This window comes from Halorientalis sp. LT38, assembly GCF_037031225.1.
Classification (GTDB): Archaea; Halobacteriota; Halobacteria; order Halobacteriales; family Haloarculaceae; genus Halorientalis; species Halorientalis halophila.
The window spans coordinates 1,820,734-1,836,075 of sequence record NZ_JAYEZN010000001.1 but is presented as its reverse complement, the minus strand read 5'-3'; the positions used below and the strand labels follow the sequence as shown (position 1 = coordinate 1,836,075).

At 65.6% G+C, this 15,342-nt stretch carries 16 protein-coding genes; 4 read left to right on the top strand and 12 right to left on the bottom strand.

The window, feature by feature from the left end; translation table 11 throughout:
- Window positions 1–75: 75 nt before the first annotated feature.
- Together U5918_RS09355 and U5918_RS09350 are read right to left on the bottom strand one after the other, a co-directional pair.
- Complete coding sequence (locus U5918_RS09355) at window positions 76–666, bottom strand: carboxymuconolactone decarboxylase family protein (protein ID WP_336001082.1); 591 nt, start codon at window positions 664–666, stop codon at window positions 76–78.
- A 77-nt stretch (window positions 667–743) separates the two neighbouring features.
- Window positions 744–1,394 carry a hypothetical protein gene (locus U5918_RS09350; RefSeq protein ID WP_336001081.1) on the bottom strand — a complete coding sequence of 217 codons (651 nt, stop codon included), beginning with the start codon at window positions 1,392–1,394 and terminating at the stop codon, window positions 744–746.
- 179 nt (window positions 1,395–1,573) lie between these two features.
- Here U5918_RS09350 and fmdA (U5918_RS09345) point away from each other — a divergent pair, with 179 nt between their 5' ends.
- Complete coding sequence (fmdA, locus tag U5918_RS09345; RefSeq protein WP_336001080.1) at window positions 1,574–2,836, top strand: formamidase; 1,263 nt, start codon at window positions 1,574–1,576, stop codon at window positions 2,834–2,836.
- 41 nt (window positions 2,837–2,877) lie between these two features.
- Here fmdA (U5918_RS09345) and thsA read toward each other — a convergent pair whose 3' ends face one another.
- The 5 genes from thsA to U5918_RS09320 all read right to left on the bottom strand — a co-directional run bounded on the left by thsA (window position 2,878) and on the right by U5918_RS09320 (window position 6,515).
- A complete protein-coding gene (thsA, locus tag U5918_RS09340) occupies window positions 2,878–4,569 on the bottom strand; it encodes a thermosome subunit alpha (protein ID WP_336001079.1) in 1,692 nt (563 codons plus the stop codon).
- A 131-nt stretch (window positions 4,570–4,700) separates the two neighbouring features.
- Window positions 4,701–5,225, bottom strand: coding sequence for an AmiS/UreI family transporter (locus U5918_RS09335; protein WP_336001078.1), 525 nt, complete (start codon window positions 5,223–5,225; stop codon window positions 4,701–4,703).
- 165 nt (window positions 5,226–5,390) lie between these two features.
- Entirely contained in the window at window positions 5,391–5,750 is a 360-nt protein-coding gene (gene crcB, locus U5918_RS09330; RefSeq protein WP_336001077.1) for a fluoride efflux transporter CrcB, read from the bottom strand.
- Window positions 5,751–5,754: 4 nt separating this feature from the next.
- A complete protein-coding gene (locus tag U5918_RS09325) occupies window positions 5,755–6,135 on the bottom strand; it encodes a CrcB family protein (protein WP_336001076.1) in 381 nt (126 codons plus the stop codon).
- A gap of 59 nt (window positions 6,136–6,194) precedes the next feature.
- On the bottom strand, window positions 6,195–6,515 hold the full coding sequence (locus U5918_RS09320; RefSeq protein WP_336001075.1) for a hypothetical protein: 321 nt from the start codon (window positions 6,513–6,515) through the stop codon (window positions 6,195–6,197).
- 145 nt (window positions 6,516–6,660) lie between these two features.
- Here U5918_RS09320 and U5918_RS09315 point away from each other — a divergent pair, with 145 nt between their 5' ends.
- Complete coding sequence (locus tag U5918_RS09315; RefSeq protein ID WP_336001074.1) at window positions 6,661–7,269, top strand: molybdenum cofactor guanylyltransferase; 609 nt, start codon at window positions 6,661–6,663, stop codon at window positions 7,267–7,269.
- Between the two features lie 16 nt (window positions 7,270–7,285).
- Here U5918_RS09315 and yqeC read toward each other — a convergent pair whose 3' ends face one another.
- Window positions 7,286–8,011, bottom strand: a complete 726-nt coding sequence (yqeC, locus tag U5918_RS09310; protein WP_336001073.1) for a selenium cofactor biosynthesis protein YqeC — start codon at window positions 8,009–8,011, stop codon at window positions 7,286–7,288.
- Between the two features lie 88 nt (window positions 8,012–8,099).
- On the opposite strand from yqeC, the gene U5918_RS09305 reads away from it, so the two are divergent.
- Window positions 8,100–8,414: a hypothetical protein gene (locus U5918_RS09305; RefSeq protein WP_336001072.1), complete on the top strand. Its 315-nt coding sequence runs from the start codon at window positions 8,100–8,102 to the stop codon at window positions 8,412–8,414.
- Between the two features lie 60 nt (window positions 8,415–8,474).
- On the opposite strand, the gene fmdA (U5918_RS09300) is transcribed toward U5918_RS09305, so the two are convergent.
- Together fmdA (U5918_RS09300) and fdhF are read right to left on the bottom strand one after the other, a co-directional pair.
- Complete coding sequence (fmdA, locus tag U5918_RS09300; protein WP_336001071.1) at window positions 8,475–9,743, bottom strand: formamidase; 1,269 nt, start codon at window positions 9,741–9,743, stop codon at window positions 8,475–8,477.
- 142 nt (window positions 9,744–9,885) lie between these two features.
- Window positions 9,886–12,009, bottom strand: a complete 2,124-nt coding sequence (fdhF, locus tag U5918_RS09295; RefSeq protein ID WP_336001070.1) for a formate dehydrogenase subunit alpha — start codon at window positions 12,007–12,009, stop codon at window positions 9,886–9,888.
- A 172-nt stretch (window positions 12,010–12,181) separates the two neighbouring features.
- Here fdhF and U5918_RS09290 point away from each other — a divergent pair, with 172 nt between their 5' ends.
- Window positions 12,182–12,739: a hypothetical protein gene (locus tag U5918_RS09290; RefSeq protein WP_336001069.1), complete on the top strand. Its 558-nt coding sequence runs from the start codon at window positions 12,182–12,184 to the stop codon at window positions 12,737–12,739.
- A gap of 14 nt (window positions 12,740–12,753) precedes the next feature.
- Here U5918_RS09290 and U5918_RS09285 read toward each other — a convergent pair whose 3' ends face one another.
- Together U5918_RS09285 and U5918_RS09280 are read right to left on the bottom strand one after the other, a co-directional pair.
- Window positions 12,754–14,514, bottom strand: a complete 1,761-nt coding sequence (locus U5918_RS09285) for an aldehyde ferredoxin oxidoreductase family protein (protein WP_336001068.1) — start codon at window positions 14,512–14,514, stop codon at window positions 12,754–12,756.
- Window positions 14,515–14,672: 158 nt separating this feature from the next.
- Window positions 14,673–15,326: a hypothetical protein gene (locus U5918_RS09280; RefSeq protein ID WP_336001067.1), complete on the bottom strand. Its 654-nt coding sequence runs from the start codon at window positions 15,324–15,326 to the stop codon at window positions 14,673–14,675.
- Window positions 15,327–15,342: the final 16 nt, after the last annotated feature.

Below are 15,342 nucleotides of genomic sequence, written 5' to 3'. Positions count from 1 at the left end.
TCCAGACTGTCCGTTCGACACTGGCCCCTGCGCTGGAGAGAACTGCGAAATCACTCACCATCCAGCACGGCCGCGTCACCGGTCCTGCGTGTCTGAAGTGGAGAGCGGATACTCGAGCCCGGTCGGATACGGACTCTCCGGCGTCGTATCGAGGGTGAGTGCGATCGTAAACCGGTCGAGTCCGACTTCGAGGCTACAGAACAGCAGGAGTTCGACGAGGGCCTCGGTCGAGAACTCCGACTCGAGGTCCTCGAAGAAGGCGTCCGTGATCCGATGGGGGTCCGTCGAGAGGAACTCGCCGAGTCGGACGGCCAGGACTTCTCGGTGTTCGAGCGCTGTGGCGTCGATCTCGTCGTCGAGGACGGCCGCTTCCTTCGGTGCGACCTCGTCCTGGACAGCCGTCGTCCGGACCGTCCCACAGTAGGCACACTCGTGACACGCGGCGATTCTGAGTCGGACCAGTTCCAGCAACGCCGGCGTGATGGCCTCAGACTGGGGGAACGAACCGAGCGCGTCTGCGAGGTGCTTGAAAATCGTCGGCTGATGGGCCATCGCCCCGAAGAACGCCGCGTCCTCGTACCACTCGTCGGCGGCCTCGTGGAGCAACTCGTTGACCGCCTCGTCCGCCGATTCGCCCGGTTCGACGATCGGGATGCGCTCTGTCATGCGTACGAGTACCACAGTTCGACGGGGACGGACAAGAGCATTGGTCGACGTGGGCGGACAGCGACCTGTTCTGTCGGTTACCTACCCGAGCGAGTCAGATAGAGCCGAAAGGTGAGGCTATCCGGATCGGGTCCGAGAACCTCCGTGGTCACCTTCTGCAGCGAGTACGATCCCACTCGGTCGGTGTCGGGGTCACAGAGTCGGTCGGCGATGTGCTGGACGTGTGCTGCCTCGTCGGCCGGCGCGGTCAGGACGACGTGTTCGTGGTCAGGGTCGGTCTCGAAGGTGTCCGTGAGGGCCCTCGCCACCTCCGCGACCGTCGTCTCGGGGGCGACCGGGAGACGGAGATAGGTGGTCCCCTCGAAGTCGACCGCAGCAGTCCGATCGGACTCCGAAACGCGTGCGTCTCGGTCTCTGCGTGCCGACTGAACCGCCTCGTGGAGGGACGAAACACGCGAAACGGTGTCGTCTATCCAGTCCTCGAGCTCGTCTTCCGGTGTGAGTCGAACCTGATATCGGTCCTCACCAACTCGTTCGAGCAGCCCCGCAGCGACGAGTGTCTCCACGGCAGTCTGTACGTCTCCACGACTTCGGCCCGAGGGGGCATCGTCCGCCTGCGTCGTCTGTGTGGCACGTACACGCTCGACCGGAAATTCCTCGGTCCCGAAGGTCTCCCAGCAGTCCAGATACAGTTCGATGCGCGTCGGCGGGAGGTGCGGCTCGACCATGGTCGGTCCCTCCACAGTTCACCAGTGTGGATGTTAAACGTACTGTCAGATATGCGACTTCGCACCCAATCGTAGCGGAGGCGAATCAGATGCAGGGCACATCGCAGGCGTGTCGTAGCTAAAGCATGGCTCGTGTCAAATAGCATTACTACAACGCGTGTGGATTGATAGCTCAGGCCATGCCCGAGACCGTATTCGAGGTAGACCCCGACAGCGAAATAACCGAACAGCCCGATCCGATCGTCAATCGCTGGCATCCGGACGTCCCGCCGGCCGCGAGCGTCGAACCGGGGGAGAAGTTCCGCGTCGAGTGTCTGGACTGGACCGGAAACCAGGTCGTCAACGACGACAGCGCCGACGACATCCGAGACATGGATCTCGCGCCGAACCATCACCTCAGTGGGCCGATCCGCGTCGAGGGTGCCGAACCGGGCGACGTGCTGGTGGTCGATATCCTGGATCTCGGCCCGTTCCCGGACAACGAGTGGGGGTTCAACGGCATCTTCGAACTCGACAACGGGGGTGGGTTCCTGACCGACCACTTCCCGGAGGCACGGAAGTCCATCTGGGATCTCGACGGCGTCTACGCCACCTCACGCCACATCCCGGACGTCCGATTCGCCGGGCTCTCACACCCGGGGATCGTGGGCACGGCACCCTCACACGAGTTGCTCGAGGAGTGGAACGAACGCGAACGGGCGCTCATCGAGCGCGGCCCGGAAGACGCGACGGCCATCAACCACGAGACCCACGAGGACGAACCGCCGCTGGCCCTGCCCCCGGAACCCGACGACGTGTTGCTCGGCGAGCTCGACGAGGACGAGGTCGACGAAGCAGCCCAGGAGGCCGCACGGACCATCCCGCCGAGAGAGAACGCCGGCAACTGCGACATCAAGAACCTGAGCCGCGGGTCACGCGTGTACCTGCCCGTATTCGTCGACGGGGCGAACCTGATCACGGGCGACCTGCACTTCTCCCAGGGCGACGGGGAGATCACCTTCTGTGGCGCCATCGAGATGGCCGGCTTCATCGACCTGAAAGTGGACCTCGTGAAAGACGGGGTGGAGAAGATGGGCACGGACCACGCCCTGTTCACGCCCGGCAACGTCGAACCACAGTTCTCGGAGTACGTCGTCTTCGAGGGGTACTCCGTCGACGAGGAAGGTACCCAGCACTACAAGAACGCCAACGTCGGCATGCGGCGCGCCTGTCTGGACGCCATCGACTACCTCGCACAGTTCGGCTACACGCGCGAGCAGGCCTACCAGCTACTCAGTTGCGTGCCCGTCGAGAGCCGGATCGCCGGGATCGTCGACCTCCCCAACACCTGCGTCACCGTCTCGGTTCCGAAGGAGGTCTTCGAGTTCGATATCGACCCCGACGGACTCGCAGACGAAACCGCGCCGTCGGCCGACCGGGGCGACCTGGCGAAGCCGTCCTGAACTCGCCCCCGTTCCTTTTTTCGACCGGTGCACCGATCCCGTCAGTGACCGACCGCCCAGGGATACCCACCGGTCGCCTCGACGCCACCGTGGCCGTCGCCGTGGTCGTGGCCATGGTCGTGGTCGTGGCCGGGCTCGCCGTCCCCCGTCGCCAGGATCATGTCGTCGATGCCGATGAGTATCGTCGCGGCCTCCGTGGCGCTCGTAATCGCGTGACGCTTGACTGGTGCCGGGTCGAGGACGCCGCTGTCGACCATGTCCACCACCTGGCCGGTGGTCACGTCGAGTCCAGCCGTCTCGTCGCCTCGCTCGTGACGATTGCGGAGGGCGAGTAGCGTGTCGATCGGGTCCAGTCCGGCGCTGGCTGCCAGCGTTCGCGGAATCGACTCCAGCGCGTCGGCAACGGCAGTCACGGCGAGCTGTTCGCGGCCGGCGACGCCGTCGGCGGCGTCTCGGAGCGTGGACGCGAGGGCGACCTCCGTCGCGCCGCCGCCGGGGACGACACCATCGGTCTCGATGGCCAGCGTCACGTCGTCGAGACAGTTCTCGATCAGCCGCTTCGTCTCCGCGATGACGTGGTCCGTCCCACCACGCAGGAGCAAGGACTGCTGTTCACTGTCGGGGCAGTCACCGACGATGGCAAGGTGGGTTCCGGCGACGGCCCGACGCTCGATACTGCCCGCCTGACCGACGTGCTCGGGCGTGAGTTCGTCGACACGCATGACCATCTCTGCACCGGTCGCCCGGGCGAGTTTGTGCATCTCGTCCTGTCGGGTCCGCTCGACGGCGATGACTCCCTGACTGGCGAGTTCGGCCAGCACCTCGTCGTCGATGGACTTCTGACAGAAGACGACGTCGGCCCCGGCAGCCGCGATCCCCCGCGCCTGCTCCCGGTAGACGTCACCCTCGTAGTCGGCGATCCGTGCGAGCTGGTCGGCGGTCTCGACCGAGACGCGCGTCACTGCGTCGGCTTTCTCGACCGTGAGCTGGTCGTCGACCAGTGCCACACCCGCGTCCTCGATTCGGGAGGGCAGGTCGACGTCGAGCGACGCCAGCGTCGTCGACGAGGAATCCGTGTCGATCGCGAGTCCGCTGACGAGTTCGGAATCGGTCGGTGAGCCGCCGGGGATCGTGGTCCGGGTGATACGGCGTCGCTCGACGGTTCCGTCCCGCTCGACCGTCTGGGCAGCCTCGACGACGAGTTCGAGCAACGCCGCCGCCTCCTCGTCGCTCCATTTCCCGGTGACCGCCGTGTGGGCGACGTTCGACAGTAACTCCGTGTCCGACGGGTCGATCTCGAGCGTCCGCTCCTCCAGTTCCGAGCGGGCCCGGTCGAGAGCGAGCCGGTAGCCCCTGTCGATCGTCGTCGGATGCAGTCCCCTGTCCATGAGGTCCGCCGCCGCGACGAGCAGTTCCCCGGCCAGTACGACGGCCGTCGTCGTCCCGTCGCCGATGCGGTCGCGCTGGCTCTCCGCGACCCTGACGAGTTCCTGTGCGGCGGGATGTTCTATCTCGACCCGGTCGAGGATGCTCGCCCCGTCGTTGGTCACCACTACCCGCCCCTGGTCACCGACCAGCATCTTGTCCATCCCCTTCGGGCCGAGCGTGGTTCGGATCGTGTCGGCGAGAACGCGCCCGGCAGTCACGTTCATGTCGCGAACGTCGCGCTCACGGAGCCGTTCTGTCCCCTCGGCGAGCACTGTCGCCGGCCACTCCTGCGGTGATTGTGTCATGGTAGCGCGCCTCGGCGTATGCGTCCACGGACGACCACAAAGGGTTATCCCGACCTCTCAACGCGCACGTATTGCGATCCTGACGCACCGGATTCATCCGCCCGTGCGCTCCACGGAAAAATCGTGGGGCCTCACGCCCACGGCCAGAGGCCTGCGGCCATGACGTATCCGGCACCACCGGTGAGGACGCCGACGGCGAGCGTGTACCAGCCGACCGGTCGGGTGTACTCGGTCTTCTGGACGGCGAGGATGAGCCAGAACGCCGCCCAGAGGACCGCCCAGATCCACCAGAGGCTCGCGAGACCGACGTCTCCGAGCTGGTAGACGAGTAGCCCGGTCGGGATCGCAAGCAGCGTCACCATGATACAGTACCAGCCCAGGGCACGCTGGTCTTCCTCGCCGCGCCACGCGTTCGCGCCGACCCACAGATACGTGAACGAAAACAACAGCGTTCCGGCCGCGTTGAACGGTGTCCCCTCCGATGCTGGCCCCCCGAATGCCCACCAGAGCGCGATGAGGAGTGTGAGCCCGCCGACGAAGTAATTCAGGACCGCCACGTCGCGGTCCGAGCCGATACCCAACAACCACGCCCCGTTGACGACCAGCACCATCCCGACGAATACCAACCCCATTCCGAGCACTGTGTACAGACTCATTGTTCGTGTGGTGGGATACCACCATACACATCTATATCCAAGGAAAAATAGTTAACTTTCGTTTACATTCGTGGCACAGAATTGCACAAACGAAGATACAGTGCAACCAGTTTCCATGAAGCGGGGAAGAGAGTCGTCGCCAGCGGCCGCGATTCCGGCGACCGCTCAGACCGGGACGAGACTGGCGAGCGCCCACGCCAGCGCGATCGCAGCGATCGACCCGAGAAGGTTCCCGACCGCGAAGGCGCCAGCGCGGACCTGCTCGTCTTCCTCCCACAACCTGACGGTGTCGAACGAGAACGCCGAGAACGTCGTATACGAGCCACAGGCACCGGTGCCGACGAACAGCACCACTTGGTTGCCCGAGTCGAGGAAGGTCACGAACCCGAGGACGAAACTCCCGACGACGTTCACGGCGAGCGTCCCGGTGGGGAATCCCTCGGACGCGAGACGGATCGTCGTGAGGTGGCGCAGGAGCGCCCCGACGATGCCACCGAGTCCAACCAGCCAGAGGTCGGGCACCATTCGCTCACTCCCCGTCCATCCGGCTCGCGATCCCGCCGCCCAGCACGACGCCGGTGAAGCCCAACAGGTAGTTCCCGAGCACGTTCAGGAGGCCCAGAAGCGGTGTCGCCTGGACGGTTTCGAGTGCGAAGGTGCTGTACGTCGTAAACGACGAGAGGAAGCCGGTCGCGACGACGAGCCGCGTCTCCTCCGCCAGCAGCCCCGTGTACATCGCTTCGTAGAGGACGAATCCGAGGCAGAAACTCCCGAGCGCGTTCGCGAGAAGGGTCCCCCAGAGCCCGGGCGTCGATAGGGCGACGAGATGGCGCGCGTTCGCGCCGACGAATCCCCCGATGGCGATCAACAGGACCGCCTCCAGCGTCAGGAGCGGATGGTCCTCGCTCATGCACCACCCACTGACGCGAGCGCACCTCTTACGACTGCTTTCGGGTCGGTTGCCGGGAACTACGACTGGTCCCGGTGGATGACGGCGACCGACTGCTTCACCGAGGCGACACGACCGCTGTAGGTACTGTCGCGCCAGGTCAGCACTGCGGACATTCCCTCGACGTTCGCCGGCGAACTGTCGTTCAGGTCGCTCGGCCACAGCCGACCACCACGACTGCGCGCGACCGTCAACTGCCCCTGTTCGACGGTCAGGTGTTTCGGCACGAACCAGTGCGACCACGTCGGTTTCTCCGGCTCGCTATCGTCGATGAGCGTCAACCGCACCTGATCGTCGCTGACGACCTGTTTCGCGACCTGCGTCGTGCTAGCGGCTGTCATGACGCTGCCCCGCGAGTATCATATATCATATACGCTCTCTCAGCAGGGTCGAGATAAAAGCTTGCGTCATTCGCAAACGACTCGAATCAACCAGGTGACACCAGCCCGTGAAACGTTTAGGTATCCGCCGGACGAACCAGGGGTGATGCGAAGCGGCGTCATCCTCGCAGGGGGGTACTCGACGCGGTTCGGAGCCGCGGACAAGGCGGTCGCGGACCTGGCGGGAACGCCGATGATTCGCCGCGTCGCCGACCGACTCGAACCCGTGGTCGACGAGCTAGTCGTGAACTGTCGGCCGGACCAGCGGGAACGACTCGCGGCGGCGCTGACAGACATCGACCTGCCGGTCACCGTCGCCGAGGACCCCGAGCCGGACCAGGGTCCGATGGCCGGTATCGAGACCGGACTACGCGCGGCGAACGGCGAGTACGCGGCAGTCGTCGCCTGTGACATGCCCTTCGTCGACGCCGAGTTCGTCGCCTACCTGTTCGAGCGAGCCCGGGACTACGACGCGGCCGTCCCACAGGTCGAAGACGAGTGGTTCCAGACGACACAGGCGGTCTACCGGACGGCGCCGATGGCGGCGGCCTGTGCCGACGCGCTCGCCGACGGCGAGCACAAGATCGTCGAGCCGCTGTTCACACTCGAGTACGTCGTCGTCGACGCGGCGGAGATTCGCGCCCACGCCGCCGAGGACACCTTCCGGAATATCAACACCCGTGAGGAGTTGGAGGCAGCTGCGGGCGAGTTCTGAGCCGAGCGAGCCAGCCTCAGTCGCCCAGCACGGCCACGAGCGGGTCGTCGGCCGCCATTCGCGTGAGGGCGACGCGGTCGATCCGGTCGGTGGCGAGGATCGCAGTCGCGATCCGGGTGGCGATTGCCTCGTCGGTGTCGTCGTCGACTTTGTTGATGACCGGGACGACCGTCGCCCCGTCGGGGACGTCCTTGCACCCGCCGCTGGGACTCGTCACTACTGTGGCGACGTGTTCGGGGCGGATTTCCGCGCCCGGTGAGAGGTCGGTGAGCGCGGCCACGCGATCGACCCGGTGGACGGAGTCGTCGGTCAGCGGCTCGCCGACGACGTGTGCGCTGACCAGGGGCAGGACGGTGTCCGTCGCCGCGGGAATCCGGGGCTCGGCGTCGTTCGGCGCTTTGAACTCCCGCATCCGTGCGCCGTCGGCTTTGACCAGGACGGCCTCGGGCACCCCGGTCTCGACGATTCGTTCGACGGTCTGCGTCTCGTAGCCCAGATAGCGGTCGTTTTCGCGTTCCGGAACGAGGCCCAGCGGCCACGTGTCGGCCCCCCGAACTGCGTCGACCGGATCCGCTGTCACGCTGACTGCGCCGACGTGCGGGTCGAAGATCGGGATCCGAACGGTCGCCGTCACCACTGCGCGGTCGATCCGGTCGGCCAGTTGCCACAGGGTGGATTTCTTCCCGCCGGCGCCGACGACACAGACGAGCCCCTCGGCCCCGAGTGCGGTGACGAGATCCATACCCCCCATACGACGGCTGGCGGCTAAACGTTCACACTCGAAGATCGCGCCCGAAATTTTACCTTCGCGTTCGTGGACTGTCCGGCCCATGCCGACCAGCGACCCCGACCTCTCGACGGCTGCGGCCGGCTTCCACGAGGAAATTCCCCACCGGTTCCAGGTGTCGTTGACCATGTCGATGCAGACCCGCGATTCGCTGCGTGCCGTCCGCGACGCGGTCAACGAGGCCTGTGACGAGTCGGTATTCACCAACGACGACGTGATTCGGGCCGCATTACAGGCAGCAGCGAGCTATCACGAGACGGTGGCAGCCGACGGATCCGACGGCGGAGAGCGCGATGCAGCACAGTTGCGCCAGATCGCGGCGGTGATCGACGACGTACTCGAAGCCGACGAGACGTGAATCCGGCAGCGCGGCCGACGTGTCGCAAAAATCGCGACGAGTCTCGCCGTGAGCGGCGACTCAGAGTGGGTCGTCCGTGATCGTGATCTGCCCCCGGTCGCGGGACTCGTCGAGGCCGTCGGGACTGACGTCGAACTCGAAGACCGCTTTCGGGAGGGCGAGGGTCGAACAGGCGTTGGGAATGTCGACGACGCCGCTCTGGCGCCCCTCCACCGGGACGGTCCCGAGGATCACGTAGGCCTGCTCGCGCGTGTAGCCGAACTGCTCCAGGTAATCGATGGCCTGCAGACAGGCGCGTCGGTAGGCGACGTGTGAGTCGATGTAGTGCTGTTCGCCCTCCTCGTCGACGGAGTACCCCTCGAAGACGACGTACTCCGAGAAGTCCGGCCCGCGGTGGCCCGGCTCGAAGATGGGGTGGGAGACGCCGTACTTGTCCATCCCGTCCTTGACGAGGTCGAACTGCAGGTCGACGTAGCCGGCCATCTCGATGGCGCCACAGAAGGTGATCTCCCCGTCGCCCTGGGAGGCGTGGAGGTCACCGATGCCGAACTTCGCCCCCTCGACGAACACCGGGAAGTAGATCGTCGAGCCGAGTGAGAGGTCCTTGATGTCACAGTTGCCACCGTGTTCTCTCGGTGGGACCGTCCGCGCGCCTTCCTCGCCGATCCGGTCCGCCGCGTCGCCCGACGCCTCTCCGGGCAGTGCCCCTTCTGCCGTCGGTGGGTTCGCGACGGGCGGCTCCGACTCACCGGTGGGGTGATCCGGGATCGAACTCGGGTCCTCTTCGTGTTTGTCCATGAGTTTCTGTTCGCGCTCGGTCCACTCCGCCAGGAGGTCCTCCGAGGGGGCGGTCCCGATCAGGCCGGGGTGTATCTTCCCCTCGTAGTGGACGTCCGGAACGTGGCGCGAGGAGACGTAGGTCCCGTCGAGGTCCCAGATTGCCTTCGCGGCGTCGGGGAAGTGGTCGGTGAGGAACCCACCGCCGTTCTGCTGGGAGAAGATGCCCGTGAAGCCGTACTCCCAGCGGTCGTTCAGCGCACCGATATCGAGCAACGTCACCTTCAACAGGTCACCGGGTTCCGCGCCGGCCACCTCGACCGGCCCGGAGAGATAGTGGACCTGATTCAGGTCGACGTCTCTGACCTCGTTTGCATTGTCGTTGTCTTCGATCTGTCCACCCGTCCAGTCGAGACACTCCATCCGGATCCGGTCACCCGGCTCGGCGGAAACCACCGATTCGATATCGGGATGCCAGCGGTTGAACGGGTTCGCACCTGGCTGTTCGTCCGGCGGACTGTCGACGTCTACCTCAAAATGTACTTCTGGCATTGTATCTCGGGCGGGTCTGCCCAAGTAGGACGATTCCACGAACGCGCCGATAAAACACTATGAAAAATAATTAAATTCATTCGATGGCCAGTCGCCACCAGGTAGTTGCACGCTGGCAGTCGGCCGGCCGGCATCGGCCGACTCAGTCGTCGTCGGCCTCGGCACCGGCGTCGGCGGGTTCGATCTGGACGTCGATCTCGGCCGCGGCGGCCTTGTATTCGGGGATCTTCGCCCGCTCGTCGAGGACCTCGTTGGTGAGCCTGTTCGCGGAGGCGGCCGCGAAGTGTGGCGTCGTCCAGATCACGCCCTCCTTGATGTCGTCGGTGACCTGCGCAGTGAGCGTGATCTCGCCGCGGCGTGACCTGATCGTCACCTCGTCTTCGTCCTCGATGCCGTACCGTTCGGCGTCGGCTGGATGGACGTCGACGAAGTTCTCCGGGTGCTGGCGGTTCAGCGTCGGCGAGCGCCGACTCATCGTTCCCGTGTTGTAGTGTTCGATGAGCCGCGCGGTCGTCAGGAGCAGCGGGTACTCGTCGTCGGGCACCTCTGCCGGCGGCTGATGGCGCACGCCTTCGACGTATCCGAGACCGTCCGGGGTCGTGAACTCCTCCTCGTAGAGGTAGGTGTCTCCCTCGTCGCCGGGTTCGTAGCACGGCCACTGGATGCCCTCCTCGCCGAGGAGGTCGTAGGTCATCCCGTGGTAGCTGGGACAGACCTGCCGGAGCTCCTCGAAGACGGCTTCGGGGTCCGAGAAGTCGAAGCCAGCGTCGTCGCCGAACAGCCGGGTCCCCACTTCCGAGACGATATCCAGGTCGTGTCTGGTGTCGTCGTGGACCTTCGCGACCGGGCGCATCCGCTGGACGCGCCGATCGGTGTTGGTGACGGTGCCACCGCGCTCGGCCCAGGACGTCGCTGGCAGGATCACGTCGGCGAACTTCGCCGTCTCGGTCATGAAGATGTCCTGGACGACCATGAACTCGAGTCGCCCCAGCCGTTCGGCGACTTCGTTCGCGTCGGGTTCGCTCATCACGGGATTTTCGCCCATGATGTACAGCCCGTGAATGCTGTCCCCGGCGGCCATCGAGATCTCGACGTTGGTCAGCCCTGGCTCGGGGGGAATCTCGAAGCCCCAGACCTCCTCGACGGACTCCCGTGCATCGTCGTCGTCGACGTTCTGATAGCCCGGGAGCACGTTCGGCATCGCACCGACGTCACAGGTTCCCTGGACGTTGTTCTGGCCGCGAAGCGGGTTCACACCGGTTCCCGGCCGGCCGAGGTTTCCGGTGATCAGTGCCAGGTTGATCTCGTTCTGGACGTTGTCGACGCCACAGGTGTGCTGGCTCATCCCCATGCCGGTGAAGATGGCCGCGTTGTCGGCCGTCGCGTACTTCTCGGCTGCCTCCTCGATGTCTTCGAGCGGAACCTTGCAGGTCGCTGCGGCTTCCTCCTTGTCGAAGTCCTCGAGCGTCGCCTGCAGATCCTCGAACCCCTTCGTCCGCTCGTCGATGAAGTCATCGTCGACCCAGTCGTTTTCCAGCACCGTCTTGAGAACGACGTTCAGCAGGGGGATGTCGGTCCCCGGTTCGACCTGGAGGTGCATGTGCCGGTCGGTGTCCTCGATCTCGAAGGACTCGGTCGTCTTGTTGGCGTGGGGGTCGACCTGGATGACGGTCGCGCCGTCGAGGACCGCCTGCCGGAAGTACTGGCTGTTGGCGATCGGGTGCTGTTCGGCCGGGTTCGCGCCGTGGATCCAGAACAGGTCGGCCGCGTCTCCCAGATCCGGCATGCTGTTGGTCATCGCACCGGCACCGAGACTCCGCCGCAGTGCCCACACCGTCGAGGCGTGACACATCCGCGTGCAGTTGTCGATGTTGTTCGTCCCGTAGCGACGAGCGAGTTTCTGGAGGAGGTAGTTCTCCTCGTTCATCACCTTCGACGAGCCATAGAAGCCCATCGCGTCCGGGCCGTACTGCTCGCGAATCCGTTCGAGTTCGTCGACGATTCGCTCGAAGGCGTCCTCCCAGGTGGTCTCCTGGAACTCCCCGTCGTCGTCTCGGACGAGTGGCTCGGTCAACCTGTCTTCGTGATCGACGACTTCCGTCGCCGCACCGCCTTTGATGCAGATCCGGCCCTCGTTGACCGGCGCGTCGGCCCAGGGCATGAACCGCATGTCACCGGGTTCCTCGCCGGGGTTGACCTTGATGCCGCACCCGACACCACAGTACGGGCAAATCGTTTTGATAGGATTTTGCTGATCGTTGGACATGATTGGGCCCCGTCTCTCGCGGCTCGGTGGCCGCGTCGTATAAAATAGAACCGGCGCACGGGCATGAGTGTTTTTAACACACACGATGACGTTCCGGGCGAGATATGGGAGCGTGACGGTATGAAACTCCAGCTAGCACAACACACAGGGGTGAAGCCGACGACTGGCCACCATGGAGCTGACCGGCTCGGTCGTCGAATCCATGGCGGCCCAGTACCGGGCGGAAGAGCCCCTCTACCCGGTCGAACAGGAAGCGATCGATATCTTCCCCGAGATGTTCCGGACGGGGTCGTTCGGGTGGCGTGACGCCGAATGGGTCGTCAGGTGGTACTATCGGCGGTTTCTCGGGGAGTACCCCCACGACGAGCGCCAGCGGATCGAAGCCGAGTTCGCCGAAAACGAGTTCGAGACCGTTCGGGCAGTCATCGACGACGCCGTCGCCACGTCAGAGGACGCGCCGGCCATCGAGCGACTCACCGATCTCGATGGCGTGGACGTGCCGGTCGCCTCGGCGTTTCGCCAGTTCATCGAGCCGGAGACGTGCATCGTGATCGGGGAGCGAGAGTGGACGGTCCTGGAACGGGCCGACGCACTCACAGGCCCTTATCCGGATCCGCCGTCGGTCCGAGAGTACGGGCGGCACCTCGACACCTGCCGCGAGTTGGCCGGGCGCTTCGACTGTGACTGCTGGACGCTGTACATGGCGCTGTGGCGTCTGTGGAAGTCCTGAAATTCCGTCGAAGACTATCGCTCCTTGCCGATGGGCGTCTCCTCGTCGACCGTATCCAGCAGGTCGAGTCGCGCCAGCGTCTCGACCGTCGGACGCCCCTCCGTGTCCCACCCGCGCATCTCGTAGTACGCGTCGAGCATCCGCTCGAACGTCGCGGGGTCGACCGGTTGCGCCGTCGCCGCATCGACCGGTTCCGTGAAGACCGCTGGGAGTGCGTCGTCTTCGCGCGTGAAGCCCTCCCGGAGGTTGAACAGCCGGGTGAGCGTCCAGATCCGCTCGCCAGCGAGCAGCAGGTCGTCGGGGACGGGAGCGCCGACGGCCCTGAGCCACTCCGACCCCAGATCGTCGAGCACGGCACCGACGAAGTCGTCGGCGACGAGACTCCAGAGCACAGATCGCGTGTTCTGTTCGGCGATCACGACCGCTGCAGCCCGGCCGGGCGACCAGTCCGCACCGGCGAACGGTTCGCGCTCGATCGGCCGACTTCGACGGTGGCAGGCACCCCGATCGCTCGTGGCATAGGCGAGCGCCATACTGGCCGCGCCACGCGGGTCGTAGGACGGCACTTCCAGTCCCTTGACGTGCGGGATTCGGTCGGGAGCGCCGAGTTTCTCACCGGCAGTTCTGACGCCGAGTGCGAGGACGTCGCCGAGCGCAGTCCGTCTGGTCGCGATCTCGCCGAGCAGTTCGCGGGCCGCCTCGGCGTCGCCGAACGAGAGGTCGCGGTCGACGACACCGTCCCGAGCGGCGAGCATGGCCCACGCCACCGCGTTCCCGGCACTGATGACGTCCAGTCCGAGGCGGTCACAGGCGTCACCCAGCGTCACCACGGCGTCGAACTCGTCGACCCCGAGCGTGGCGCCGAGCGTCATCTGCGTGGCACCCCTGGGGACGCTGTCTCCGTCGTCGGTCTCGACTCTGAACCCCCCGGGAATCGACTCGTCGTCGCGCTCGCGCTCGGTGGCGGCCCCGCGGGCAGCCTCGATACCGATGTCGGACAGTCCCTCGAAGCGACTCGCTTCCCAGCCACGAGTCGCGAGTCCGCCGATTTCGTCAGCGAAGTCGGCCGATTCCAGCGTCTCGCTCGCGGCCTGCCAGCGGCCGACCGCGTCTTCGGCGAACCGTTCCGTGTAGGCCGCACGGAGATCAGCGAGCCCCGATGGCGGGTCCCCACGAGCGACGATCGCCTTCACCCGTTTACTTCCCATGACCGCGCCAGCCCCGCCGCGGCCCGCCTGGTGGTCACCACCGTCGGACGCGACGGTCGCATATCGGACACGGTGTTCGCCTGCCGGGCCGATACAGGCGACCGACGCGTCGGGAAACGCCGCACACGTCGCACTGGTCTCACTGCCCCACAGTTCCGCCGCCGGTTCTATCTGCACACTGGCGTCCTCGACGACGAGACAGACCGGTTCCGCCGCGATGCCAGTTACCACCAGCCCGAGGTGGTCTCCGAGTGCACCCGCGAGTGTTCCGGGGAAGGTCCCACCGGCGTAGGAATCGAGGAAGGTTCCCGTCAACGGAGACTTCGTGACGACCGCGTACCGCTGCTCGCCCGGGAGATAGCCAGTCACCGGCCCGAGCATGAAACACAGGACGTTGTTCCGGCCCAGCGGCTGGGTTCCGGACCCGAGTTCCGCGTACAGATACCGAGCGCCGAGTCCTTTGCCACCGATATACCGTCGTCGCCAGGTCGCTGGCACGGGCTCACTGACACAGGTCCGGTCAGTGAGGTCGACCCGCAGGACGGAGTCCGGTGTCGGTCGTGGCATCTAGTCACAGGCAGGCCAGTGTCGGACAAAAGGGTGTCTCAGGTCGGCTGGCTGCTTGGTCAGCCAGTCTAGCATATTCTCGGCTACTGTTCAGACCACTCTCATGATCGATCGAGGCTGCCAGCCGACGGGCCGCCGACGACCCGGAGTTCGGTCGGTCACACCGTTTCGACGGTGAACAGGGACTCGTCCACGAGGACGATCTGCACGCGGCGGTGCCAGGCGTCGGCGAACGCCTCCCGCTGCTGATCGCTCGCCGTTCCGTCGAGAATCTCCCGCAGATTCCCGATCGCGGGCCCGCCGTCCGGGACGGCTCCGACGTGGTAGGTCACTTCGACGGTTTCGTCCGTGTCGGTTCGCCGGAGGCGGAAGGTCGGGTCCGGGGTATCCGAGTCGAACGCCTCGAAGTGCAGGAGGTCGCGGCGGCCGCCGTAGCCGCCGGCGAGCCCGCCGAAACCGTCCTCTTCGGTCGCGCCAGTCACGTACGAGACGATGCGGCTCATCACGCCGTACGCGGCGTCGTCTCGTGGCCCGGCCGCCTGCACCTCGATCTCGCTTCGGACCGGATAGTCGTCGGGATACAGGGCGTCGAGTCCGAGCTGGACGATCCGATAGGCGCCCGACGCCGTCGGACAGGAGTGGCCTGCTTCTTTCACCGCGTCCCTGTAGGTGACGACGAACGGGTCGCCCGGTTCGAGGACGCCGAGTGCCTCCGCGACGGGGTCGCGGATCTCGATCGGGTCGACGTCGTAATCGACCTGCCAGTCGGTTTCGGTGTCGGTCGGGTCGGTCGCAGTCGAGTGTGCTGTCATGGATGGTGTGAGATGT

Bases quoted from the DNA above. Each gene is read 5' to 3' on its own strand.
- U5918_RS09355 (WP_336001082.1), bottom strand. From the start codon at position 666: ATGACAGAGCGCATCCCGATCGTCGAACCGGGCGAATCGGCGGACGAG.
- U5918_RS09350 (WP_336001081.1), bottom strand. From the start codon at position 1,394: ATGGTCGAGCCGCACCTCCCGCCGACGCGCATCGAACTGTATCTGGAC.
- fmdA (WP_336001080.1), top strand. From the start codon at position 1,574: ATGCCCGAGACCGTATTCGAGGTAGACCCCGACAGCGAAATAACCGAA.
- thsA (WP_336001079.1), bottom strand. From the start codon at position 4,569: ATGACACAATCACCGCAGGAGTGGCCGGCGACAGTGCTCGCCGAGGGG.
- U5918_RS09335 (WP_336001078.1), bottom strand. From the start codon at position 5,225: ATGAGTCTGTACACAGTGCTCGGAATGGGGTTGGTATTCGTCGGGATG.
- crcB (WP_336001077.1), bottom strand. From the start codon at position 5,750: ATGGTGCCCGACCTCTGGCTGGTTGGACTCGGTGGCATCGTCGGGGCG.
- U5918_RS09325 (WP_336001076.1), bottom strand. From the start codon at position 6,135: ATGAGCGAGGACCATCCGCTCCTGACGCTGGAGGCGGTCCTGTTGATC.
- U5918_RS09320 (WP_336001075.1), bottom strand. From the start codon at position 6,515: ATGACAGCCGCTAGCACGACGCAGGTCGCGAAACAGGTCGTCAGCGAC.
- U5918_RS09315 (WP_336001074.1), top strand. From the start codon at position 6,661: ATGCGAAGCGGCGTCATCCTCGCAGGGGGGTACTCGACGCGGTTCGGA.
- yqeC (WP_336001073.1), bottom strand. From the start codon at position 8,011: ATGGATCTCGTCACCGCACTCGGGGCCGAGGGGCTCGTCTGTGTCGTC.
- U5918_RS09305 (WP_336001072.1), top strand. From the start codon at position 8,100: ATGCCGACCAGCGACCCCGACCTCTCGACGGCTGCGGCCGGCTTCCAC.
- fmdA (WP_336001071.1), bottom strand. From the start codon at position 9,743: ATGCCAGAAGTACATTTTGAGGTAGACGTCGACAGTCCGCCGGACGAA.
- fdhF (WP_336001070.1), bottom strand. From the start codon at position 12,009: ATGTCCAACGATCAGCAAAATCCTATCAAAACGATTTGCCCGTACTGT.
- U5918_RS09290 (WP_336001069.1), top strand. From the start codon at position 12,182: ATGGAGCTGACCGGCTCGGTCGTCGAATCCATGGCGGCCCAGTACCGG.
- U5918_RS09285 (WP_336001068.1), bottom strand. From the start codon at position 14,514: ATGCCACGACCGACACCGGACTCCGTCCTGCGGGTCGACCTCACTGAC.
- U5918_RS09280 (WP_336001067.1), bottom strand. From the start codon at position 15,326: ATGACAGCACACTCGACTGCGACCGACCCGACCGACACCGAAACCGAC.